23 protein-coding genes are annotated in these 23,902 nt (G+C 64.8%); 2 read left to right on the top strand and 21 right to left on the bottom strand.

The window, feature by feature from the left end; all coding sequences use genetic code 11:
* Positions 1-13 precede the first annotated feature (13 nt).
* The 5 genes from ACFOOL_RS02355 to ACFOOL_RS02375 form a co-directional block, all read right to left on the bottom strand.
* A complete protein-coding gene (locus tag ACFOOL_RS02355; protein ID WP_380094524.1) occupies positions 14-1,237 on the bottom strand; it encodes an ABC transporter substrate-binding protein in 1,224 nt (407 codons plus the stop codon).
* Between the two features lie 130 nt (positions 1,238-1,367).
* A complete protein-coding gene (locus tag ACFOOL_RS02360) occupies positions 1,368-2,639 on the bottom strand; it encodes a neutral/alkaline non-lysosomal ceramidase N-terminal domain-containing protein (RefSeq protein WP_380094526.1) in 1,272 nt (423 codons plus the stop codon).
* On the bottom strand, positions 2,636-3,787 hold the full coding sequence (locus tag ACFOOL_RS02365) for an N-acetylglucosamine-6-phosphate deacetylase (protein ID WP_380094527.1): 1,152 nt from the start codon (positions 3,785-3,787) through the stop codon (positions 2,636-2,638). The genes ACFOOL_RS02360 and ACFOOL_RS02365 overlap by 4 nt, the downstream gene beginning before the upstream one ends.
* Positions 3,784-4,557 carry a sugar isomerase domain-containing protein gene (locus tag ACFOOL_RS02370; protein WP_380094529.1) on the bottom strand — a complete coding sequence of 258 codons (774 nt, stop codon included), beginning with the start codon at positions 4,555-4,557 and terminating at the stop codon, positions 3,784-3,786. The genes ACFOOL_RS02365 and ACFOOL_RS02370 overlap by 4 nt, the downstream gene beginning before the upstream one ends.
* Complete coding sequence (locus ACFOOL_RS02375) at positions 4,550-5,329, bottom strand: glucosamine-6-phosphate deaminase (RefSeq protein WP_380094530.1); 780 nt, start codon at positions 5,327-5,329, stop codon at positions 4,550-4,552. Before ACFOOL_RS02375 ends, ACFOOL_RS02370 begins: the two co-directional genes overlap by 8 nt.
* A gap of 148 nt (positions 5,330-5,477) precedes the next feature.
* On the opposite strand from ACFOOL_RS02375, the gene ACFOOL_RS02380 reads away from it, so the two are divergent.
* On the top strand, positions 5,478-6,470 hold the full coding sequence (locus ACFOOL_RS02380) for a LacI family DNA-binding transcriptional regulator (RefSeq protein ID WP_380094532.1): 993 nt from the start codon (positions 5,478-5,480) through the stop codon (positions 6,468-6,470).
* Between the two features lie 13 nt (positions 6,471-6,483).
* Here the strand turns inward: ACFOOL_RS02380 and ACFOOL_RS02385 are convergent, their stop codons facing one another.
* From ACFOOL_RS02385 to ACFOOL_RS02440, 12 genes are all read right to left on the bottom strand, one after another.
* On the bottom strand, positions 6,484-7,161 hold the full coding sequence (locus tag ACFOOL_RS02385; RefSeq protein ID WP_380094534.1) for a hypothetical protein: 678 nt from the start codon (positions 7,159-7,161) through the stop codon (positions 6,484-6,486).
* Entirely contained in the window at positions 7,161-8,204 is a 1,044-nt protein-coding gene (locus ACFOOL_RS02390) for an ABC transporter ATP-binding protein (RefSeq protein WP_380094536.1), read from the bottom strand. Before ACFOOL_RS02390 ends, ACFOOL_RS02385 begins: the two co-directional genes overlap by 1 nt.
* 4 nt (positions 8,205-8,208) lie before the next feature.
* A complete protein-coding gene (locus tag ACFOOL_RS02395) occupies positions 8,209-9,051 on the bottom strand; it encodes a carbohydrate ABC transporter permease (protein WP_380094538.1) in 843 nt (280 codons plus the stop codon).
* On the bottom strand, positions 9,041-9,940 hold the full coding sequence (locus ACFOOL_RS02400; RefSeq protein ID WP_380094540.1) for a carbohydrate ABC transporter permease: 900 nt from the start codon (positions 9,938-9,940) through the stop codon (positions 9,041-9,043). Before ACFOOL_RS02400 ends, ACFOOL_RS02395 begins: the two co-directional genes overlap by 11 nt.
* Before the next feature lie 70 nt (positions 9,941-10,010).
* Positions 10,011-11,282, bottom strand: a complete 1,272-nt coding sequence (locus tag ACFOOL_RS02405) for an ABC transporter substrate-binding protein (RefSeq protein WP_380094542.1) — start codon at positions 11,280-11,282, stop codon at positions 10,011-10,013.
* A gap of 25 nt (positions 11,283-11,307) precedes the next feature.
* Positions 11,308-12,921, bottom strand: coding sequence for an FAD-dependent oxidoreductase (locus ACFOOL_RS02410; RefSeq protein WP_380094544.1), 1,614 nt, complete (start codon positions 12,919-12,921; stop codon positions 11,308-11,310).
* Positions 12,918-13,952 (bottom strand): LacI family DNA-binding transcriptional regulator, encoded by a 1,035-nt coding sequence (locus ACFOOL_RS02415; protein WP_380094546.1) that lies wholly within the window; start codon positions 13,950-13,952, stop codon positions 12,918-12,920. The genes ACFOOL_RS02410 and ACFOOL_RS02415 overlap by 4 nt, the downstream gene beginning before the upstream one ends.
* A gap of 158 nt (positions 13,953-14,110) precedes the next feature.
* The gene (locus ACFOOL_RS02420) at positions 14,111-15,394 is read right to left on the bottom strand and encodes a TRAP transporter large permease (protein WP_380094548.1); all 1,284 of its coding nucleotides are present in this window, start codon (positions 15,392-15,394) and stop codon (positions 14,111-14,113) included.
* On the bottom strand, positions 15,387-15,884 hold the full coding sequence (locus tag ACFOOL_RS02425) for a TRAP transporter small permease (protein ID WP_380094550.1): 498 nt from the start codon (positions 15,882-15,884) through the stop codon (positions 15,387-15,389). Before ACFOOL_RS02425 ends, ACFOOL_RS02420 begins: the two co-directional genes overlap by 8 nt.
* A gap of 22 nt (positions 15,885-15,906) precedes the next feature.
* On the bottom strand, positions 15,907-16,884 hold the full coding sequence (locus tag ACFOOL_RS02430) for a TRAP transporter substrate-binding protein (RefSeq protein ID WP_380094551.1): 978 nt from the start codon (positions 16,882-16,884) through the stop codon (positions 15,907-15,909).
* Positions 16,885-16,943: 59 nt separating this feature from the next.
* Positions 16,944-17,369 carry a MaoC family dehydratase gene (locus ACFOOL_RS02435; protein ID WP_380094552.1) on the bottom strand — a complete coding sequence of 142 codons (426 nt, stop codon included), beginning with the start codon at positions 17,367-17,369 and terminating at the stop codon, positions 16,944-16,946.
* Positions 17,366-18,511: a hypothetical protein gene (locus ACFOOL_RS02440; protein ID WP_380094554.1), complete on the bottom strand. Its 1,146-nt coding sequence runs from the start codon at positions 18,509-18,511 to the stop codon at positions 17,366-17,368. Before ACFOOL_RS02440 ends, ACFOOL_RS02435 begins: the two co-directional genes overlap by 4 nt.
* Between ACFOOL_RS02440 and ACFOOL_RS02445 the strand changes: the two genes are divergently transcribed.
* Positions 18,505-20,247 carry an AMP-binding protein gene (locus tag ACFOOL_RS02445; protein ID WP_380094556.1) on the top strand — a complete coding sequence of 581 codons (1,743 nt, stop codon included), beginning with the start codon at positions 18,505-18,507 and terminating at the stop codon, positions 20,245-20,247. The genes ACFOOL_RS02440 and ACFOOL_RS02445 overlap by 7 nt on opposite strands.
* Here ACFOOL_RS02445 and ACFOOL_RS02450 read toward each other — a convergent pair.
* From ACFOOL_RS02450 to ACFOOL_RS02465, 4 genes are all read right to left on the bottom strand, one after another.
* The gene (locus tag ACFOOL_RS02450; RefSeq protein ID WP_380094557.1) at positions 20,232-20,900 is read right to left on the bottom strand and encodes a TetR/AcrR family transcriptional regulator; all 669 of its coding nucleotides are present in this window, start codon (positions 20,898-20,900) and stop codon (positions 20,232-20,234) included. The genes ACFOOL_RS02445 and ACFOOL_RS02450 overlap by 16 nt on opposite strands.
* A gap of 35 nt (positions 20,901-20,935) precedes the next feature.
* Positions 20,936-22,072 (bottom strand): iron-containing alcohol dehydrogenase, encoded by a 1,137-nt coding sequence (locus ACFOOL_RS02455; RefSeq protein ID WP_380094558.1) that lies wholly within the window; start codon positions 22,070-22,072, stop codon positions 20,936-20,938.
* Positions 22,073-22,088: 16 nt separating this feature from the next.
* Entirely contained in the window at positions 22,089-22,853 is a 765-nt protein-coding gene (locus ACFOOL_RS02460; protein WP_380094559.1) for an enoyl-CoA hydratase/isomerase family protein, read from the bottom strand.
* A gap of 63 nt (positions 22,854-22,916) precedes the next feature.
* Positions 22,917-23,891, bottom strand: a complete 975-nt coding sequence (locus tag ACFOOL_RS02465; protein ID WP_380094560.1) for a TRAP transporter substrate-binding protein — start codon at positions 23,889-23,891, stop codon at positions 22,917-22,919.
* Between the last annotated feature and the right edge of the window lie 11 nt (positions 23,892-23,902).

Below are 23,902 nucleotides of genomic sequence, written 5' to 3' on the forward strand. Positions count from 1 at the left end.
TCAGGCGACCGGCTTATTCAGCCAGCAGGCCCTCGCGCTGCAAGAGGCCGTTGATCTCGTCCTGCATGGCGACAAGCACCGCATCGATAGCCGCATCATCCGCCGCCAGCGCGGGATTGGCAAAGGCATCGGTCAGGCGGGCGGCGGCACGGGTGAGGATTTCCTCGACCGGACCGATATTGGGCAGCGAGAAGAACTCGTAGGTGTCCGGATACTCGACAAATGCCGCCAGAGCCGGCTTGGCCTCGAGGATCGCGCTGTAGTCGAGGCCGGACCGGTTCGGCAGCCAGCCGACATTGTCCAGCAGCCAGAGCAGGTTTTCCGGCTCATTGGACGCCTGGGCGAAGGCCCACGCCGCATCGGCCTTTTCTCCCTCCCCGGTGATCCACAGGGACACGGGCGCCACGATCGAGCCACGCGGCAGGGTTGCCGTGGCATAGGCCAGGTCCGGCGCCTTGGCCGCGATGTCGCCGATCACCCAGGATTCGCGGATGAACATGGCGGTCTGCTCGCGCTCGAAGGCTTCGGCGTCCGCAGGCATCTCGACCGTCACGGTCTTGAGCGTATGCACGTTCTCCAGATATTGCTTCAGCGCGGCGCGGCCCTGTTCATTGGCGAAATCCGCGCGCCACAGGCCCGCTTCATTCTGCTCGACCAGGTTCTCGCCGAACTGGAACATGTTGATCCAGAACTTTTCGGCGATACCCTGCCCGCCACCGCTTAGGCGCAGGCTCCAGCCCGACACGACCGGCTCGCCATTGGCGTCACGCTGCGTCAGCGCCTCGGCATAGGTGGTGTATTCCGCCATGTCGGCCGGCGGCTCGGTAAGGCCGGCAGCCGCGAACATGTCGGTATTGTAGTAGAGCGCGCTCTGGCCGCGGAACAGCGGCATGCCGTGCACCGTGCCGTCATAGCTGGCTGAATCGCGGAAGAAGCCGCTGAAATTGGCCGGGTCCTCGACGAAGGCGGCAATTTCGTCCGGGGCGACGTTGAACAATTCGTTCTCGAGATAACGCGTCGCCGTCGACGTGCCGAGCTCGATAACTTCCGCCGCCTCGCCCGAGGTCAGGCCCAGCGCCAGGCGCTTCTCGTGCTCGCGAAGGGCGATGGCCTCCACCCGGACGCTGAGATCGGGATATTCGCCCTTCATGCCCTCGGCGACGTGCTCATAGAACGGCGCCAGTTCCGGATATCCGCTCCAGACCCGGATTTCCTGCGCGCTGGGGGCGGCAACCATGGCCAACGCCACACCGCCCAGCAATGAAACTCTGAAGGCGTTCCGCCGCATAGCGCGGCCGTGCTCGAATATGTGTGTCATAACTGCTCCCTTGTTTGTCGCTCGTTCCCTGCGGCGATAATGCGAGTGTTTATGCAACCGGTTGCGGTGTCAAGTGGCGTTCTCGCAGCAGGTCTATCGCCGCATCGGCCAAGGCTTCCGCCGATCCTGGAGCGAAAGCGCCGGGCATGCCGATGAAGCGATGCGCCTCGTCCACCTCGTAGCCGCCATGAGGATATTCACCGCGCGGCGGGATATAGCCGGGCGTGCCCTCGGCATAGGCGAGAATAAAGGCGGGCCGCCCCTCGCAGGCCCTTCTGACCGAGAGCCCGGTCTCGCTGAATATCTCCCCCGGCATGGCCACGATCGGAATCCCGGCCCAATCCAGCAGGGTGACGCGGGCGCGCCAGGACCCCGGCTCCGCATCCCGGTATTTCTCCGCCCACTCGACCCAGTGGCCAAGCAGAATGGCCCGAACGGGCTCTGCAGCCGCCTGCTCGGCGCGCCACCGTGCGGCGAGCACGTCAAGCGGAGCATCTTCGAGCCGCGTCAGGGCAAGATCGAGTTGCCGATGCCCTGCCCCCACCGACCCGGCCATCGCCTGTTCGGGGGCCTCCAGGGCCGCATCGGCTATCCGCCGCCCCAGCCGTTCGGCCGTTGCGAAGCTGCGCTCCGCATTGGCGGCCAGCGTCCACGAGGCCTGTGCCGTATGCCCCGTATTGGCATCGCCGGCGCAGCCGGTGAGGAACAGGGCAATGGCTCCGGGATGGGCAGCTTCCAGCGCCTGGCGCACGAAGAAGGGATAGTCTGCCGTCATCTGCAGATTGTCGGCCGCCAGCACCACCGGGTGGCAGGCATAGGAGGCCATGACGGCAAGACATTCGCCAGCGCCATTGCGGATGCGGATGACGGGAACGGAGCGGTCGAGCGGCCCGTCCGCATGTCGGCGGTTCCAGGCCACGCCCGGATCGGCGCCCAGTCCTGCGGCAATCGTGGCCGGCTGCCGGTTCTCGACGGCGAGGCGGATGGCTTCGACGGCGCCATCCTCCATCTGCTGCAGGAAGGCGGGATTGGCGTTGCGCCCCAGCCGGCCCGGCATGGAAACGGGCGCCCCATGGGTATGGGTGGCGGTGACGATAACGCGGTCCTCGGGCAGGCAGCAGCGCTGCCTGATCCGTTCCGCCATGCTTTCGTGCACGCCCACCACGTCGAGCGCGACGATGGCGGTATCCTCGACCGCGATCGCCCTGGCGGTCAGCGGGTCGTGCGCTCCGGTGGCCGGCAGGGTGCGGGCGGCGAAGCCGGCCAGATGCAGCCCGGCGGGCGGAGTTATGTCGACACAGGAAACGCCCGCCCTGATCATGGAAACGACCTCTCCCCGGCGATGAACACATTCTTGACGTCGAGCCGATGATCCCCGGGCGCCCAGTCGAAAAGCGTGATATCCGCACGTTGCCCCGGCGCCAGCACGCCCCGCCCCCCGGCGAAGGCACCCGGATTGCGGGTGGCGAGGCGCAGCGCCTCGGCAAGTGACAGTCCCGCCGCCTCGATGGCATGGGCGATATTGCGATCAAGCAAATGCCCCGCGCCGGCCAGGTAGGGCGTGCCCGCCACCCCCAGCCGCCCATCGGGAGAAACCTCGACCTCGCCGCCGATCGGGCTGCGATAGAGCCCCGGCTTCTGCCCGCCAAGGGCTGCGGCGTCGGAGACCAGGATGGCGTTGTCCAGCGTCTTGGCGCGCAGCATCGCCTTGAGCGTCGCGGCGGGCAGATGATGGCCATCGGCGATGAAGCTCGCCGTCAGCCGGTCGTTGGCCAGTTGCGACCAGATGAAATTGGGATGCCGGGCCAGCATGCTCGCCGCGCCGTTGCCCAAATGCGTCGACAGCCGCGCCCCGGCAGCGACGGCGGCATCGATCTGTTCGGCGGTGGCCCCTGTATGGCCGATGGACACCAGCACCCCCTGAGCCGCCAATGCCGCGATATAGGCGGGGGCCTCCTCGTAATGCGGCGAAAGGGTGACCAGGCCTACCAGCCCCTCGCCGGCCTGCTGCCAGCGGGCGAATTCTGCGAGGCTGGGCCGCCGCACATGCTCGAGCGGATGAGCGCCGCGCGGGCCGTCCGCAGGGTCGAGGGACGGGCCTTCGACGTGGACGAAGGGAATCATCTGCGCCAGCAGCGGGCTCTGCCGACGCGCCGCGGCGATGGCTTCGAGGCTATCGCACAGGGCCTGCTCGCCGGCCGTGATCAGCGTGGGGGCGAAGGTGGTCGTCCCCGCCCCCAGCAAATGCCGCGCCAGGCGTTCGAGCGTCTCGCGCGTCGGCGGGCCGGCGTTGAGATCGTTGCCGCCATAGCCGTTTACCTGCAGGTCGACGAATCCCGCCGACACATATGGCGCATGGGCCGGCCCATGCGCCGGCTCGATGGCTGCGATCATCCCGTCGACGCAGTCCACCGCAATCCCCGCCCCACTTGCCGGGTCGCGCCCGAGGATGCGGACCGTGGCGGTCATAGCCAGCGGACCCGATCGCGGAAACGGGCGAGGAAGAGGGCATTCGCCTCGTCGCCCCCCGGGGCGTTGCCGCTGCGCCAGATCGGCGGCTCGACGCCGCGCCCGGCTAGCTTCGCCACGGTGCGGATGACGAGGCAGTTGAGTGCGAAGGCATTGGCAAAGGTCGAAACCGCGGCGATCTTCTCGCCGACGCCATCCACGGAAACCAGCGCATCCCCGATCGGCACCTTGGTGTCGATGGCGATATCGACGATATCGTGCAGATTCTGTCCGGACGGGTGGCGCGCGGGGTGGCTCGCCGCGCTGCCATCGGCATGGGAGTGCGAATTGAAGCCGATCAGAAAGGCGCCGCGCCGACGCGCCGTGATCGCCGCATCGATCAGCGCCGCATTGATCCCATAGGCATTCGCCAGAATCAGCAGGTCCCCTTCGCCAAGGCGCTGATCCTCGATCACCACCTTGCCATAGCCCGGGGTCCGCTCTATCGCCATCGAACGCAGCGCGCCATTGGACAGCAGGGTGCCTTCATCGAGAATGGCGCTGACATGCATCAGGCCGCCGGCGCGGAAGAAAATCTCCTGCGCCGCAAGGTTCGAATGTCCACCGGGGCCATAGACATGGACCAGCCGGTCCGCCACCACCTGATCGGCCACACGCTCGGCGGCGCGATCCAAAGCGTCGCGTTCCTCGACCAGAATGGACTGCATGAGCGCGGCGACATCGGACAAATAGCCTGCGCATAGCGCATCGGCGTCGATAGGATCAGGCATCTGGATTGGACTCCACATCGAGATAGAGGGTGCAGTCGGCATGGTCGCGCAGGATGCTGGCCGGGCATTGCGTGCTTATCGGATCATAAAGCGTGCTCCGCACCGCGTCCCGCTTCGGAGCGCCGGGCACCACGCAGAACAGCCTGTCCGCGCGCATCAGCCGGGGTATGGTCAGGGTGATCGCCTGTCGCGGCACATCCTCGATTCGGGCAAAGCACCGGTCATCGACCTGCTGCTGCCGGCAATGATGATCCAGCGTGACGACCTTGACGTCCAGCGGATCGTTGAAATCGGCCACCGGCGGATCGTTGAAGGCAATATGGCCGTTGACGCCGATGCCGAGGCAAACGAGGTCGATCGGCGCTTCGGCAAGAAGGCCGGCATAGCGGGCCGACGCGGCGACGGGGTCCGGCTCCGGCACGAGACGATGAACCTGCCCGAACGGCACCCGGTCGAACAGATTGTCGTCCAGCCATCTGGCGAACCGCTCCGGCGCCGCGGGAGCCAGCCCGATATATTCGTCCATGTGAAACGCGGTGACCCTGCCCCAATCGATATCGGGCGCCGCGCTCAGGGCCGAAAGCATCTGGGCCTGGCTCGGAGCGGCCGCGAAAACCATGCGCACCCCCGCCTGTCGGCCCAGGGCCGACCGCAGGGCAGCGGCGATATCCTGCGCAGCCACGGCCCCCATCGCTTCGCGGCTATCGAAAACCCGGACCACCATCCGGCCGGCATTGCGAATCGCTTTCGCGGTGGGAGCCACAGACGTCACGAGAAACCTCCAGCAGTCCGGCGCCCGACATCGCCGCCAGCCCCGACAGGGCGACTATCTGATGCAACCGGTTGCACGTCAAGTGACTATCCTTTGGTTAATTGACGTGGCATTAGACGAACAGCAAAGCGAGAGACGAGTGCCCATAATGCCTCGCCGGACCAGACCGACGATCAATCAGGTAGCCGAAGCCGCGGGGGTCACCAAATCCAGCGTGTCCCGCGCCTTCACCCGCCCGGAAATGCTGAGCGAGGAAACGGTCCGCAAGATTTCCGCGGCGGCCGAAAGGCTCGGCTACGTGCCCAACCGGACCGCCCGCGCACTCAGCACCGGCCGCCACGGCAATATCGCGCTGATCGTGCCCGACGTGGCCAATCCGTTCTTCCCCCCGCTGATCCGGGCCGCCCAGTCGGAAGCCGACCGGTCCGACTACTGCGTTTTCCTGGGCAATTCCGATGAGATGCCCAAGCAGGAAGACAAGCTGATCGGGCGCTTCGGCGGCCAGGTGGAGGGATTCCTGCTGGTTTCGTCGCGCCTCACCGACGAACAGATCGTCGAGCATGCGGCCCGTCGGCCGGTGGTTCTCATCAACCGGGACGTGGAGGGCATTCCACGCGTCCTCATCGACAGCGCCTCGGGCGTGACCGAGGCCGTCGAGCACCTGGCCTCGCTCGGCCACAAGAAGCTGGTCTATGTCGGCGGCCCCCGCGGATCGTGGTCCAACAAGCAGCGCCGTGCCGCCGTCCGCCGGTCGGCGCGGGCCCTCGGGCTGGAAGTCGGCGTCATCGCCAACGAATACCCGGCGTTCGAAGCGGGGCGCCGGGTCGTGCCGAACGTGCTCGCATCCGGCGCTACCGCCGTGATCGCCTTCGACGACCTCACCGCCCAGGGCATGCTGGCCGAACTGCTGGACCGTGGCGTATCGGTGCCGGAAGAGCTTTCGGTGGTCGGGTGCGATGACGTGCTGGGAGCCACCACCTACCCCTCGCTGACGACGGTTTCCAATCGATCCATCGAAGCGGGGAAGACGGCACTGACGCTTCTGGTAGACGCCCTCGAGAACCAAGCGGCGCCGGACGTGCGCTATGTGCTCAACACCAATATCGTGGTCCGAAACACCACGGGGAAAGCCCGCACCTAGATCGTTTCCCGATCTAGCGCCCCGCAAAGGCCCGCACGGCTCTGGTCATCGAGGTTGGACTGTCGCCGGTGACGATGGCGCCCAGAAGCGGGGCGGCGAGGCCGGCGGCGCGCAGGGCGGCGGCGTCCTCGGGGGTGAGAGCGAGCTGGCTCGGCACGATGACCGGAACGTCCACCGCCGCGGCAATGGCGGCATAGCGGGCCAGATCGGCCTGCGTCATCGGCGTGCGATAACGCTCGAAGGGTTGAATCGAGGCTTCAAGAATGCAGCCGGGGGTGGCGGCGATCGCCTTGGCATCCTCTACGGTGCCATCGGCCGGAAGCGCCGGCATGGGCCGGAGTTTGGAGGCGAGCAGATGCGGCTGCATATGGTCGATATAGACGTTGAAGCCCTCGAAGCCGAGCGCGGCCAGCTCATCCATCTCGGTGGCGTCGGGCACCACCTCCTGCCCGGCCATGACCAGCAAGGGACAGCCCAGCTTCGCCAATTGCTCGAAAAAGGGGCGTTCCTCGGCGAAGGTTCCGAAAGTCGTGCCGGTGGCGCGGTGATAGGCGTTGAGATGGGTCTTGAGGGCGGTGGCGCCGGCATCGATCGCCGCCCTGGCGAGATCGAGATCGTGGCGGGCCAGCGAGACGATGATCGGGAACTCGCCCGAGGTGAGGGCGCGGTAGAAAGGGGTTTGGGGAAACATCAATTGATCCTCGTGCCATCGGCGGCGAAGAGATGGAGGTTGGCGAGGTCGGCCTGGAGGTGGATGATTTCCCCCGGCTGCGCCTTGAGGCGCTCGCGGAAAACGCCGATGAGCTGATGGGCGCCGACATTCATGGTGACCTGGGTTTCCGAGCCCATGGGTTCGACCAGCAGCACTTCGGCAGCGATGCCGGTTTCGGCCAGCGCCAGATGCTCGGGACGGATGCCATAGACGGCCCTGTCGGCCGGGGCGGTGCCTTGCGGCAGCGGCAGGGTGGCGCCATCGGCAACAAAGCCCTCTTGCGTGACACGCCCTTCGATGAAATTCATCGCCGGCGAGCCGATAAAGCCGGCCACGAACAGATTGGCCGGGCGATCGTAAAGATCGAGCGGGGCCCCGATCTGCTCGACGCGGCCGGCATTCATCACCACGATCTTGTCGGCCATGGTCATGGCCTCGATCTGGTCATGGGTGACATAGAGGGTGGTGACCCCGAGGCGCTGATGCAGGCCCTTGATCTCGCCGCGCATGACCACGCGCAGCTTGGCGTCGAGATTGGAGAGCGGCTCATCGAACAGGAAAACCTGGGGATTGCGCACGATGGCGCGGCCCATGGCGACGCGCTGGCGCTGGCCGCCCGAAAGCTGGCGCGGATAGCGGTCAAGCAGGGCAGAAAGGCCCAATATGTCGGCGGCCCATTTCACCCGCTCGGCGATCTCGGCCTTGCCGCCGCCGCGATGCTCGAGCGAAAGGCCCATATTGGCGGCGACCGTCATATGCGGATAGAGCGCATAATTCTGGAACACCATGGCGATGTCGCGATCCTTGGGCTCGAGATCGTTGACGACGCGTCCCCCGATCTCGACAGCGCCGCCCGAAATGGTCTCGAGACCGGCAACCATACGCAAAAGGGTTGATTTGCCGCAGCCCGAAGGTCCGACCAGCACGACGAATTCGCCATCGGCGATGTCGATGTCGATGCCGTGCAGCACCTGCGTGGCGCCATAGCTCTTGGCGACGGTCCTGAGCGTGACTTGTGCCATGGGTTCAGCCTTTCAGCCCGGTATGGGCAAGTCCTTCGACGAATTGCTTCTGCGCCACGATGAAGACCAGCAACACCGGAATGGCGGTCATGGTCGCGGCCGCCAACTGGATGTTCCACATGGCCCCGCCATAGGCATCGGTGAACTGGGTCAGCGCCTGCGGCAGGGTGAACATCTGCGTCGAGGAGAGGAAGACGATGGGTTCGAGATAAAGATTCCAGGAATGGAGGAACGTGAAGATCGCCACCGCCCCCAGCGCCGGCTTGGCCAAAGGCAGGGCAATGGTCCAGAAGATCTTGAAGCGCCCCAGCCCGTCCACGCGCGCCGCCTCCTCCAATTCATTGGGCAGCGCGATGAAGAATTGCCGCATGACGAAGGTGGCGAAAACCGAAGGCGCGCCGAAGATCGGCACCAGGATCAGCGGCCAGTGGGTATTGATCATCCCCCATTTGAGGAAGATCTGGAACAGCGGCACAATGGTGACTTCGGAGGGGATGAGCAGGCCCAGCAGCACCACCATGAAGAGGGTATTGGCGAAGGGAAAGCGGATCCGGGCGAAGGCATAGCCGGCCATGGACGAGACGATCATGGTGCCGATGGTGACCAGCGCCGCGATATAGGCCGAGTTCCAATATTGCCGGCCAAAGGGCTGCAGGTCGAACACCTGGGCATAGGTGGAAAAATCGAAACGGCGCGGCCAGAGGTCCGGCGGGAAGGCGAAGATGTCGCTGATCGGCTTGACCGACGAGGTCACCATCCACCAGGTGGGAAAGACGAAGGGGACGAGCAACACGCACATCAGCCCGTAAAGGCCGACCTTCATGCGGGGGGAAAGCTCAGTTTTCATAAAAGACGATCCGCTTGCGCAATTGCCACTGGGCGAAGGTCAGGACGGCGACGATGAGAAAGAGCAGGATCGACAGGGTCGAGCCATAGCCGAAGAAGTGGAACTGGAACGCCTGCTGATAGAGGTAATAGACCAGAACGGTGGTGGACATGCCTGGCCCGCCCTGGGTGAGCACGGCGATCTGGGCAAAGACCTGGAGCGAACCGACAATGGTGATGATCGAGGTCAGGAGCATGGTGGGCGAGATCAGCGGCAGAGTGATGCGGCGGAACTGCTTGAAGCGCCCTGCCCCGTCGACCCGCGCGGCCTCGTAGAGTTCCTTGGGCACGCCCTGAAGCGCGGCGAGGAACAGGATCATGTTGAGCCCGACATTCTTGAACACCTGCACCACGATGACCGAAAGCATGGCGGTGGTGGGGGTGCGCAGCCAATTGGGCCCCTCGATGCCGAACATGGCCAGCAGGCCATTGATGCCGCCATTGTTCTGGAGGAGGAAGCTCCACACGATGGTCCAGGCCACGAGCGAGACGACGACGGGCGAGAAGAACAGCGTGCGGAAGACCACGATGCCCTTGAGCTTCTGGTCGAGCAGCACGGCGAGCAGCAGCGCCAGGGACATGTTGAGGACGACGAGGCCCGCCGAGAAGATGGCAGAGGAGGCCAGCACCGCAGGCAGGTTCCTGTCCTCGAGCAGCATCCGGTAATTGGCCGTGCCGACGAAATTGAAGGTCGAAGCCAGCACGTTCCATTCATGCAGCGAATACCAGAACACCAGCCCGAGCGGGACCAGCACGAAGGTGACGATGCCCACGAATTGCGGCGCGATGAACAGATAGCCGGCCGCCGCGTCGCGGCGCTCAATGGTCCAGAAAGGGCGTGGCTGGGTCATGGCTTTTCCTGAGGTCCCCGCCCGAGCGGCGCTGGCGCGCTCCCGGACGGGGCGGGACTTGCTTTGCCGATCAGCGCGCCAGAAGCGGGGCGACGCTGTCGCAGACCGACTGCATCACCGCCGGCACGTCGGCATCGGCGACCCAGAGCGCGTCGAGGCTGGAGCGGACGGTCTGCTGAATCTGGGCGAAGTTGGTATGGCCCGAGATCACCTGCCCATTGGTGATGCCGTCGACGACCACGTTCTCGATCTGCTCGGGCGTGAGCAGGGGATTGGTGGCGGCCAGCGTCTCGGTATTGAGCAGGCTGGCGCGGGCCGGCGGGAAGAACTGGGCCAGCTTGCGGCTATTTTCCGGATTGGTGAAATGGGCCAGGAATTCGACTGCCACGTCGGTATTGGGACGATTGGCGAAGGCGCCCACCCCGGCCTGGCCGACCACGGCATAGGCCCCGGCCGGACCTTCGGGCAGCGGCACCAGATCCCAGGCGAACGGGTCTTCCTGCGGCAGCAGCGAAGCGCGCGAAATCTGCGTGATGGTCATGGCCGCATCGCCGGTGAAGAAATCGACATTCTCGCCCGGCCCCGGCATGGAGCCGTCGACGAAGATCGCCTCATGGATGCGGCTCATGGCATCGACCATTTCCGGGCTGGTGAAGCCGCAGGTCTTGCCATCGGCGCTCCAGGAATCGGCGCCCCAGCCGCGCCACATGGCGGTCAGGTTCTGCCAGTTCTGGAAGTTGAAGTCGCGCACGACGAGGCCGTCGGCGTCGCCCGTATCGGCAACGGTCTTGGCACTGGCCAGGGCATTGTCCCAGTTCCATTCGCCGGCGGCGATCAGCTCGGCCGGGGTCCTGGCGCCCGCGGCAGTGATGAGGTCGTCATTGACGAAGAGCGCGAAGGGCGAGGTGGAGAAGGGATAGGCATAGAGCTGCCCGTCCCGCTTCCACAGGCCCATCGCCGACTCGGTCACGTCCTCGAGTTCATAGCCCTCGGTCGCGGCAAAGGCGTCGGTGAGGGGCGCCAGGGCGCCGGAATTGACGAAGTCGGCGGCGCTGGTCTCGAAGATCCAGGCCAGGTCCGGTGCATTGCCGCCGGCAATCTGGGTGGTAAGCGTCGTGGTGTAGCTGTCGAACGGAATTGGCTCGAAAGTCACCGTCACATTGGGATGGGTGGCGGTGAAGCCTTCGGCGATCTCGTTGAAGAGCGCCAGGTGCGCCTCGTTGGCGCTCCACAAGGCCATGCGCAAATTGACCGCGTCCTGGGCCCAGGCGACGCCGCTCCAGGCGAGCGGCAGGAGAACGCCGGCCAGCGCCGCCGTGGTCCTGAGATGAGAGAGTTTCATTGCTTGGTTCCTCCTTTGATGTGCTTCAATACCCACGCACGTCCGGCCAGCGGATCTCGATCCCCTCGCCATAGAGACGTGCCTGGAAGTCGGTGAGCCGGGCATCGTTTTCCTGCACCTGGTGCGGTGTGAGCCCGTTATTGAGACAGTGTCCGGCCAGCATCCCGGCCACTTCGCCAATGTTCCACTCCACCGGATGCAGGCGGTAGCAGCCATTGGTGATATGGGTGGTGCCGATATTCTTGCCGGCGGGCAGCAGGTTCCGCATCCGGCGCGGTAGCAGCGCCCCGAGCGGGATTTCGAAAGGCGCCGATTCCACGTCGACATAATTGTCGCCGCCCGTGGAAGGGTGCAGGTCGATCCGGTACATGCCGATGCCGACGCTGTCGCGGTAGCTTTTCGACAGCGCATTGCCGTGAATGGTCATCGACACGTCCTGCTCGACGATGCGGGTCACCGGCAGGATGCGGCGGCTTTCCCGGATATAGGGGGCCATGGCCAGGCCGTGATCGGTGCCGGTGACGTCGCCGCGCAGCCGCAGGCCGGGGAATCCCACACCGCCATCGACGCGCGGCGCCTCGGTCTGGAGCCAGTAGAAGACCGCATGGGAGAGCTCGGCCGCGCCCTTGAGGTGGCGGGCCTTTTCTTCCTCGGAAACGTCGATGATCGAGCCTTCCATATAGTCGATCATCGGCCAATTCACGAGGCAGATATCGGACTGGTAGGCACCGGGCACGAAATTGCGGCGGGCGGCGATGCGGCGGAAGGTCCACAGATTGCCGTCACCCGGATTGCGGCGCTGGTCGGCATCGACCAGGAGCGGATCGTCATCGGGATTGGGGGTGAAGCTGCGCTCGACGATTTCGAGCGTGCGCGGATGCGGCGCCTTGAAGCCGAGCAGCGGGCCGCCCCAGAAATCGGGCTGGTACCGGCGCCAGAAATCGTAATTGTCCGGCTTGTCGATGACGTGGTTGCCATCGACATGGTCGATAGCGAAGCAGAAGGAGACGGCCTGCACATTGTCCGGCTGCGCCTCGGCAGGGGCGCTCGGCTCGCCGGTATCGGACTGGGCCTCGAAGCCGGTGACGTATTCGGTGCCGGTGAGCGGCAGCAGGTCGCCCAGTTCGGTGGCGTCGATCACATAAGGCGCGGCGATTTCGATGCGCTCGCCGCTGTCGCGGTGCTGCAGGGTGACCGAGCGCACCAGATCGCCCGCGACATCGGCGGCGACCGGACGATAGGGCTGCAACACGGTGAGCTTGCCGCCGCCGCGCCAGGGCGCCAGCATGGCTTCGATGACGGCCACGCCGACGCGGGGCTCGGCGCAGAGCCGGCTCACCCAGCCGGCGCCGGGATTGAGATCGCCCCAGGCGCGGCTGGCGGCGGTGAGCGGATAATGATCGCGGTAATATTGGCGGATGCCGTTGCGCAACTGGCGATAGGAGCGGGTGACGCCGAACTGCTCCACCCAGGAATGTTCGTCGGGCGGCACGGCCTGGCTGGTGAGCTGGCCGCCGAGCCAGTCAAATTCCTCGCTCATGATGACGGTGCGCCCGGCGCGTAGCGCGCCCAGGGCCGCGGCGACGCCGCCCAGCCCGCCACCGACAATGAGGATATCCGCTTGCAGTTCTTTGGTCATTTGGTCCGCTTGGTCTTGGAATTGACGGGGCCGAGGGTTTCCCCCTCGACCGGCTTGCAGGGCAGCAGCACCTGTTCGACCGGCGCATCGTCCTCGACGCGGCGCACCAGCATCTCGGTGGCGCCGCGCGCCATGGCCTCGCGCGGGATGACGAAGGAGGTGAAGCGTATGCCGGTCTGCTCGGCCCTGATGTGATTGCCCAGCACGACGATGGAGAGATCGCCGGGAATGGAAACGCCGCGCTGGCGCGCCAGCGCTTCGAGCCCGATGGCGTCGGCCAGTTCGGTGAAGACCACGCAACTGGCCCCGGCGCCGAGCAGCGCATCGAGCACTTCGCCGGAAGGCCGGTCGACTTCGGGAACGGTGAGGACGAGATCGGCGCCGGCAATGGCGCGCTCGAAACCCTGCCAGCGGTCGATGGTGGATTCGGCCCCTTCGGTGAGCCCTACATAGGCGATGCGCTGATGTCCGAGCGCCCGCGCCCGCTCGACCAGGGCGGCGGTCGCCGGGGCATAATCGCCCCCCACATAGGGCACGGGCCCGCCCGCATCGTCGCGGCGCCCCACGGCGACGAAGGGGAAGTCCCCTGCCACCAGCCGCGCCAGTTCGGCGCTGTCGAACTGGCGCCCGAGAATGACGCAGCCATCAGAAAGCCGCAGGCGCGCATTGTCGCCGAAAATCTTGCGCCGGCTGCCGGCGCCGGTCATCAGCAGCAGGTCGTAGCCCAGTTCCTGCGCCGCCTCCTCGATGCCGAAAAGGAAAGGGGTGAAGAAATCCGCCTGCTCGGATGGAAAAGCCGGCTCATAGGTGAAGACGCCCAGGATGCGGTTGAGCCCCTTGACCATGCGGCGGGCGACCGGATCGGCGACATAGCCGGTCTCGCGGATCACCCTGCCGACGCGCTCGCGCGTCTCGGCGGGAATGCGGCCCAGGGCGGCGGGCGAGCTGTTGAGAACCAGCGACACCGTCGCCTGGCTGACGCCGGCAAGCCTTGCGATATCCCTCTGTGTCAGGCGCTTGACCGCTGCCAATCGACACTCTCCTCCCCAAATTTTGCTAATACGTATTAGCGAAGTTATGCGTATTAACAGGATTTGGCCGGGCTTTGTCAAGCGATCGGACGCCGTGTCCACGGGCTTGGGATGAGGCGAGGTTTGCGCACAAGCGCTGGCGGATATGGCCGCCGCCGTTATCTATAGAGCCAGGTGGGTAATGCCAGCGATATGGCGGGCACGAAGCTCACCAGCCCCAGCACGATAAACATCACCACCAATAGCGGCCAGATCGCCTTGGAAATGGCACCGAGCGACAGTTTGGAAATCGCCATCCCCACGAAGAGGCAATAGCCGATGGGCGGTATGGCCATGCCCATGGCGACATTGGTGACGATGATGGTCCCGAACTGGATGGGGTCCATGCCGATGCGCTGGGCGATGGCGATGAACATCGGCCCCAGGATGACCATGATGGCGATCTCGTCCATGACGGCGCAGGCGATGACAATGGCCACATTGAGCACGATGAGCACCATCCAGGGCTCGCTGATACCGGTGACCAGGAATTCGGCGGCGCGGACCGCAAGGCGTTCCTGGGCGATCAGCCAGCCGAAACCGGATGAGGCGGCGATAATGAACATGATCATCCCCGAGGTCCGGGCTGCCGAGATGATGATGCCGCCAAGATCGCCGAGGCGAATGCGCCGCTCGATGAAGACGCCGACGACGATGGCGTAAAAGCAGCTCACAACGCCGGCCTCGGTGGGGGTGAAGACGCCGGTATAGATGCCCCCCAGCACCAGGAGCGGCGCAAGCAGCGCCCAGATGCCCTGCTTGAAGGCAGCGGCGATTTCATTCCAACCCGCCCTCGGCTGGGCAGGAATATTATGGCGCTTGGCATACCACCAGGTGATCGCCATGAAGCCTGAGATCATCAGCAGGCCGGGAACGACGCCGGCGACGAAAAGCTGGGCGATCGACGTTTCGGCGATCACCGCCCAGATGACGGCGGCGATCGAAGGCGGGATGATGGGGCCCAGCACCCCGGCACTGACGGCGAGCGCGGTGGCGAAGGGCTTGGAAAAGCCGCGTTCGACCATGGCGGGGATGAGGATCGAGCCCACCGCAGCGGTGGTGGCGGGAGCCGAACCGGAAATCGCCGCAAAGATGGCGGCGGCCAGGATGGTGACATGACCGAGCCCGCCCCGCAAATGCCGGACCAGGACGTCGGCCACGTTGATGATGCGCTGCGACAGCCCGCCCCGAGTCATGATCTCGCCGGCCAGCATGAAGAAGGGGATCGCCAGCAGACTGAAGGATTGGGTGCCGCCCAGCATCATCTGGGGCAGCACCATGAGGTCGATATCGGCGACCAGCAGCGCGGCGAGGGTGCACAGGCCCAGGGCCACGGCAAAGGGCACGCCCAGCACCAGCAGCAGCGCAAAGCCGCCTGTCAGGACCAGCGAAACCTCAGACATCGAGCATCTCGGCGGGCTGGGCGCGTGGTCCCCAGATCAAGCGCTCCAGGGCGAACAGCACCATCAGCGCTCCCGAGACCGGCAGGGCGGCGTAGAGCCAGACCAGCGGATAGCCTATGGCGGCCGAGCGCATGACCGAGGATTCGAGCACATAGCGGCTGCCCGCCACGGCCAGCGCCACGCCCAGGATCGCGCAAAGCAGATCGACGCCACGCTGCTGCACCGGCTTCCAGCGTTCGGGGAGATTGTCCGGCACCACGACCAGCCGGGCATGGAAGCCTTCCTTCACTCCCAATGGAGCGATGAGCAGCACCGACCAGCTGAACATGGCCAGGGCCAGTTCATCGGGCCAGGGCAGCGTGATGGAAAAGGCATAGCGAAGCACCACCTGCAGGCCCAGGGCGAGGAGCATGACGCCGGTCATAACGACGACCGCCGCCGCCAGCAGCCGCGCCAGACCATCGCTGATGGCTGCAATGATGCGCATCATGCCCCTCTCCCGGATGCTCCCGCTACTGGATGATGGCGAAGACTTCGTCCATCAGCTCGCTGCCTATGGCATCGCGGTACTTCTCATAGATGGGCCGCACCGCCTCGCGGAAGGGAGCGACGTCGGTGATCTGGTTGACCTGCATGCCCTTGGCTTCGAGTTCCTTGACCGTTTCGGCTTCCACTTCCTGCTGGCGGATGCGCTGCTCGGCCACCGCGGCGATTGCCGCCTCGCGCACGATCTGCTGCAGTTCCTCGGGCAGGCGCTCGAAACTGCGTTTGGACATCAGGAGATTGGCCACCGAATAGGTGTGGTTGGTCAGCGACAGATAATCGGCCACTTCGTAATACTTAGCGGCGTCGGCAAGAGCCACGGGCATTTCGAGACCGTCGATAGTTCCCTGCTGCACCGCCATGAAGGTTTCACCCCATTCCATGGGAATGGCATTGCCGCCGAGCATGGAGAACATGTCGATATAAACCGGGTTCTGCATGACGCGATATTTGACCCCGGTCACGTCGTCGGGCGTATCGACGGGACGGATATTGTTGACCATGCTGCGATAGCCACCCTCCATGTAGCCGAGGACGACCACACCCTTGGCGTCGAGCTTCTCGGCCAGCATTTCGCCCGGATGACCGTCGAGCACGGCATAGGCCTGCTCCTCGGTGCCATAAAGGAATGGCAGGTCGTTGATCTGGAACGCCGGCTCGAGCTGGGACACCACGGCATTGACGATGACGCCGGCATCCACCGTGCCGAAACGCAGCCCTTCGAGAAGCTGGCGCTCGTCGCCGAGTTGGCGATTGGGATAGGTGATGACCTCGATGCGCCCTTCCGAGCGCTCCTCGACCAGGCGCTTGAAGGCATTGGCCCCGATGGCATAGGGGTCGACCTCGCTATCGGGGGTCACCCAACCCAGCTTGATGCTGTAATCGGCCGCAAGGGCGCTTCCCGAAACCAGCAAGGCGGCAAGCGCCCCCATGATAGATATTTTCAACGTCCGTCTCGTCATTTTTTTCCTCCCAGATATATGGACGATTCGCTGGATAAGCAGTCTCAGGTGAAGTGCAGGATGTTGATGCCGACGGCGACCAGATCTCCGTTCTGGTTGTTGATCCGCGCCTGGGCACTGGCATTGGACCTGGCCGTATCGATCTCGGTGATGCGGTAATCGACCGTGAGACGGTCCCCGATATGGACGAGCTTGAGAAAGCGCACCCGGTCATAGCCATAGGAGACGGCCGGCCGCCCCAGTTGCGTCAGATATTGCGTCGAAGCGCCGGCAATGAGGCCGACCATCAGCGAACCCTGGGCGACACGGCCGCCCAGCCCGGCGGCCAGGGCATAGGCCTCGTCGGTATGATTGGGATGGCTGTCGCCGGTGACGCGGGCGAAATCGAGCAGGTCGGCTTCACCGATCTGCTTGGTGAAGGAGACGGCGGTTCCCACCAGCCCATCCAGAAATGCCGCCTGCGCGCTCACGGTCGAACAATCTCGCTTTTGCCATGGAGGTCACCATGCAGGACCAAAAGCGACTCGAGCAGATAATAGCTGCCCCAAATGAGTTCGTTCGCCGTAGCCACGCCGCTGCGCATATCGAAGCAGCCATCGGCCAGCAAGCCCACGGGCCGGTTCGCAGCATCGTTCTCCATGACCAGATGGCGCTCGACCAGCGCGTCGATCATGGCGCGTGCACGCATACGATACCGCTCGGCCCGGCCCGGATCGGCAACCAGGCGCGAAAGCTTGAGCAGGGCGGCGGCGGCAATGGCCGTGCCCGAGCTGTCGCGGACGCCCTTGCCGTCCTGCGGCACGGCAAAATCCCAATAGGCGACGTGATCGGCCGGGGCATGGTCGAGCCACCAATCGGAGACCTTGATCGCCAAATCCAGAAGATCGGCCTCCTCCCGCGCCATGCCGGCGCAGAGCGTATAGCCGAGCATGGCCCAGGCCTGCGCCCGGGTCCAAATCGAATCGTCGGCCAGCCCCTTATGAGTGAAGCGGCGACGGATTTCCCCGCTTCGCGCATCGAAGGATGCCGACTGGATGACGCCGCCATCTTCCAGCACGCAATAATGGGCATTGCGGCGAGCATGGGAGAGGGCGATACGCCGGAGTTGGGCGTCGCCGGCAGCCTTGGCTGCCCAGAGCAGCAGCGGACTGGCCGTCAGCCCGTCGATATTGGTGTCCGTGTCGCTGACCGTATGGGCCTCCTCGGCGTCGCGTCCCAGCGGCATGAGGCCGGCGCGCTCGTCGAAGGTCGACGCCAGCGAACGGGCACTCTCGATGGCCAGCGTCCTGCCGCGAGCGCTGCCGGCCAGGTCGGCGCCGAGGGCGGCCGCATGAAGAAAGAGAAAGCCCCGAAACACGGTGCGCGAATGGGCGCGGGGCGCTAGTCTCTCCAGCCAGTTTTCCGCCTGGACGGCAAAATCGCCGGGCCGTATCTGATCGGCCAGCCAGAGCTGACCCACCCAATACCCGCCGGTCCAGAAACCGTCGGGGCTGGTGGTCCATTGCCCGGTTGCGGGGTCGGCATGATGCGGAAAGCCCGCAAGAGGCGCCGCGGCGGTCCGTTCGACCCTGCGGATCATCGCATTCAGTGCGTCATCGAGACTTATTGCCATACCAGAAGCCACCTCCTGCCTTAAAACTTACTAACCAGCCGGTATGTTGTCAATCTGCTATTCTTGTTTTAGGAAAAACCGCCTTCCGATATAGGACTGGCGGCCAGCGACTGCGCAGCGGGAGGACGGATTTGCACCAGATTGAGCAGGAAACGGTTGCCGCCGTGGCCGGCTTGCGCTGGCAGGACAGCGCCGAGCGCATCTTTCTCGTCGACGCCGCCAGCGGGGCCGAACTCACCTATGGCCAGTTTATGGCTCAGGCCGCTTCCATTGCCCACGCGCTAATCGCCGCCGGGCTGGAACCAGGCCAGCGTGTGGCCGTGATGGGGTCGGGCACGCTGGCATTATTGGGCTGGATGGGAACGCTCTTGGCGGGGGGCGTCGAACTTCCCATCCACCCCGATCTGCGTGGCCTGCCGCTCCGGCACGCCTTCGAAACCGGTCAGCCCGTCGCGATGATCGCCGATTGGGCTCTGCTCGACAATTTGGGAGACACGCCGCTCCCCGCCTCGCTCTTTGTGCACGCCCGGCCCGCCGGCGTACCCCACGAGCCCGGGAGGCAGGATCTGGAACCGCTGTTGAAAGGGGGGCCGGCAGTCCCGCCGGATCGGCTCATTCTTCCCTCCTCCCCCGCAGCGGTGCTGTTCACCTCCGGCACATCGGGCCCGGCCAAAGGAGCGCTGCTGCCGCATCGCCAGCTTTGCATGGTGGCCGCCCAGGTGGTGGAGATGACCGGGCTCGATGCCCGCGACATCGTCTATTGCGCCTATCCGCTCAATCACGTGGCAGGCAAATATATGTGCGTCTTCGCCGCCATGAGCGTGGGCGCACGGGTGGTGGTGGAAAAGCGCTTCGCCCCCAGCATCTGGCTTTCCCGCATTCGCCAGTATGGCGCGACGCTCTCCATGGCACATGGACCGATGCTGGAAATGATCCATGCTCAACCCGAAACGCCCCAGGATGGCGAGCATGATCTGCGCCGGATGATGTGCTGCCCCCTGCCCCGCGCCATCGGTGCCGCCTTTGAGCGACGTTTCAATCTCAAGGGTATCGAAATGTGGGGCATGACCGAGATCGGCAACCCGCTGTGGACGCGATCTGACGAGCCCCACCCGGCGGGGTCCTGCGGGCGGCTTTTATCCGACTGGTACGACCTGGCCATCTGCGACCCCGAAACCGACGAGCCCGTGCCTCCTGGCACCGCGGGCGAAATCCTGGTGCGGCCAAAACACAGCTTCACCTCGCTGCTCGGCTATCTGGGCCAGCCCGAGGCGACATTGGCCAGTTGGCGGAATCTCTGGTTTCATTCCGGCGACCTGGCCTATGCCGATGCCGAGGGCAATGTCTTTTACGTGGATCGGCTCGGCGACAGAATCCGCCGGCGCGCGGAGAATATTTCCTCCCTGGACATCGAGCGCGCAGCCCTGAGCGCCGCGGGCGTGGCCGAAGCGGCGGCGATCGGCGTACCATCCGGCTTCGAGGGCGACGATGACATCAAGCTCTTCGTGGTGCCGCGCCCAGGTGCAAGCTTCGATCCAGAAGCGCTGCTGAGGCATATGGCGGGCATGTTGCCCCACTACATGCTGCCGCGCTATGTCGAGCCCATTGCGGCACTGCCGCGAACGCCGACCAACAAGGTGCGCAAGAAGGCCTTGCGCGAGGCTGGACCAGGTGAAGCGGAATGGGATCGCCACCGGGCAGGTCTGCGCGTCGAAACGCTTTACCGGCGCTCCTGAGCCAGGACGCCATTCAGCACGGTCATGCGCACCGCCTGCACCAGAAGCCTTCCATCGATGCGACCGCCGCGCCGATGCCATTCCAGCATCATGCCGTCATGCATGGCCACCACCATGGCGACGAACTCCACCGGCTTGATGGCGTCGGTCAGATCCCCGTTCCGCTGTCCGTCCTCGACGATATGGGCGAGCAGGCCGTAAATCTTGTCGTAGATGGCCGATACGCGCCGTCCGATCTCCGTTTCCGAACCGCTGAACTCGATGGACATCTGGATGAGGCAGAGCAATTGGTAGGGACGCTCGAGGCCCTGGCGAGCGCCATGGTGGAAAAAGGCCACCAGCCGCTCGACGGCCGAACCGGACGAGGCCTCGGCCTGCTGGGCGAAGGAGGTGACGATTGACTGCTCGGCCACTGCCAGCAGGTGCAGCAGCAAGTTTTCCTTGCTCTGGAAATAGAAGAAGATCGCCCCCTTGGTCATGCCGACCTCATCGGCGATCTGCTGCAATGTGGTGGCGGCGTAGCTCCGTGTAACGAAAAGCCGAAACGCCGCCTCGGTGATGCGGTGAATACTGTCTTCGCGTAACACCGCATTGGGCGTGGCCCGGCGTTTCTTGCGCGGCTCTGCGGGTTCAGCTTCAATACTATCGGGCATGGGGCTACGCGACGCTCCTCTCCATCACACCCTTTTTACAGACTTTCGTGCAGAATTCGAGTGAAGTCATCCGCCGCGATGGGGCGGCCATTGCTGGCGGTCGAATGATCGTTGACCGCGCCCTGTACCACTTCGGCGAAGCAATCTGCCGTCACGCCCATCTCGCCCAGCCTCGCTGGCAGGCCGAGGCGATGGGAAAGATCGGCCAGTGCCTGCGGCAGATCGGCCTTTTCCTCGAGGCCCATGGCCTGTTTGAGGCGGCTGAATTTGTCCGCCGCGCCTTCTCCCTGGGCATTGAAGCGCAGCACGGCGGGCAGCAGCACCGCATTGAGCGTACCGTGATGAAGTTTCAGCGCCTTGAGTCCGCCTAGCGGATGGGACAGGGAATGGACGGCGCCCAGGCCTTTCTGGAAGGTCAATCCGCCCTGCAGCGCCGCCATCATCATTTCCTGCCGGGCCTCTTTATTGCCGCCATCCCTGGTGGCCACTTCCAGCCAGCGCATGGCGCGGCCCAGCCCGTCCAGGGCGATGGCATCGGCCACCGGATTATAGCGCGGGCTGAGGAAGGTCTCGATGCAATGGGTGACTGCATCCATGCCGGTGGCGGCGGTGAGATAGGCCGGCAGGCCCAGGGTCAGCTCCGGATCGCACAGCGCCACATTGGGGATCATGTGCGGGGAGATGAAGCCCAGCTTGCGCCCGTCATCGAGGGTCAGCAGGGCCGCCCGCCCTACCTCGCTGCCCGTCCCGGCGGTGGTGGGAATGGCGATCACTGGAGGCTTGTCGGCGGAGATGCGGTCGAGACCGCCCAGGATGACGGCATATTGCTCCAGGGGGCCGGGATGGGTGGCCAGCAGTGCCACCGCCTTGCCCAGATCGAGCGCCGAACCGCCGCCAAGGGCCACGATGCTATCGCAGCCGGCGGCGTGGAAGCGCTCGACGGCCGCAAGCGCCGCGGACTCGGTTGGGTTTTCGGGTGTTTCGTCGAACACCGCCGTATCGTCTGCCAATCCGCCCTTGGCGAGAACATCGGCCAGCAGACCCGCAGCGACAATGCCTCGATCGGTGACGATCAGCGGGCGCGACACGCCCAGCAGCCGCAATTCGTCCGGCAGCAGGCCGATGGCGCCCGGCTCGAACTGGATGCGCGTGAGATATTGGATAAGGGCCATGAGAAAGTCCTATCGGTTAGCGCTGCCGGGCAGCAAGAAAATTCCGGAAGGCCGCTTCGGCATGCGGCTGGACGAAGTTGACGGCATAGAGCCCGGCCTCGACCAGCATGCCCGCTTCCTGCGGATCGGCGGCGGCGCGCGTCGCCAGCTTGGCGAATTCGAGCGCCAGCGGCGCCTTGTCGGCAAACATCCCCGCAAAGGCGAGGGTTTCGGCCAGCAGCGACTCATGGGGGACGATCCGGTTGATAAAACCGAAATGGCGGGCTTCCTCGGCCATGTAGTGCTTGCCGCTAAGCAACATTTCGCGGGCGAAAGCCGGGTGCATGCGAGCCATGGCCAATTGCGTGCCGCCCCAGCCTGCGAACGTGGCCAGCGTGATTTCGGGAAAGCCGAAACGGGCGCGCTCGCTGGCGACGATAAAATCGCACGAGAGCGCTAGCTCGAACCCGCCGCCCAATGCATAGCCCTGCACCATGGCGATGACCGGCTTGGGACTCCGGGCGATGGAGGAGAAAAATTCCTGGCCGGCGCGCATGGCCCGATAGGCCCCCAGAGCATCGGCTCCCGCGACGCCCTCCACATCCATGCCGGCGACGAAGGCCCGTTCGCCGCCGCCAGCCAGAATCACGACACGGGTTGGCTCGTCGGCCATGGCTTCGGCCAGCGCCGCCTCGAGCCCGGCGATGACCCCGGGATTGAGAGCGTTGTGCTTTTCGGCGCGCTCTATGATGAGCATGCGGATAGCGCCGTGCTGTTCGGCGCGCACCGGGTTCTGGGTCATGGCTGTCTCCGGCAAAGGGCATGGGGCAAGCTCATCGCCCCATGCCGGAAGATCGTTCTGCGATCAGTTCTTGGCGGCCATCACGGCGTCGTAAAATTCCTGGCCGTTGGGAATCTGGTCGATCAACTGCTGAGCGACCGGAGCGGTGGCCTCGACCAGCGAGGTCACGTCGGTCTCGACGATGGTGACGCCGGCTGCGGCAATTTCCTGCATCGCCTTGTCATAGACCTCGCGATAATAAGCCTGGGCATGGGCCATGGCGTCGTCGGCCGCGCCCTGCACCATTTCCTGCTCCTCGGGAGAGAAGGAATCCCAGCGTGACTTGGACATGATCAGCAGTGCCGGCATGTAGTGCACGCGGGTGACGTTGTAGAACTTGGAGACCTCGATGAACTTGTCGGATACGAACTGGTCCGGTGAGGTATCGGCACCGTCGATCACATGCTGCTGGAGCGCCAGATAAAGATCGGAATAGGCCATGGGCGTCGCTTGCGCTCCCAGCGCGTTATAGCTTTCCACATAGCCCGGCGACTGGATGACGCGCAGCTTCATGCCGTTGAAGTCGTCGGCACTTTCAATGGCGCGGGAGGCAAAGACATTGCGCTCCATGGAGGAGAACCAGCCCAAACCGACCAGACCGTAATCGGGCAGCACGTCGAGGAATTTATCGCCCACCGGTCCGTTGAGGATTTCATTGGCCTGCTCGACACTGTCGAAGAGATAGGGAATGTCGAAGATCAGGAATTCGCGCGCCGTATTGGTGAGCGTCGACTGGCCGGTGACGAAGACGTCCTCGGTGCCCATCTGCGCCCCCTGGATCAGGGTCAGCTCGCCCCCGAGCTGGGAATGGGGGAACACCGTGATGTTGATCTCGCCATTGGACCGCTCCTTCAGCAGGTCGGCGAATTTCTGCGCGCCGGCATGGAAGGGGCTGTCCAGGGTCAGGGTGTGGCCCAGATTCATGTCCAGCGCCTGGGCGGACGACATCATCATCAGGGCGCCGGCGGCGATTGCCGTGAGTTTACCGAACATTTTCATGGATTTTCATT

Origin of the sequence: Devosia honganensis, assembly GCF_042648785.1 — a bacterium.
GTDB classification, from domain to species: Bacteria; Pseudomonadota; Alphaproteobacteria; order Rhizobiales; family Devosiaceae; genus Devosia; species Devosia honganensis.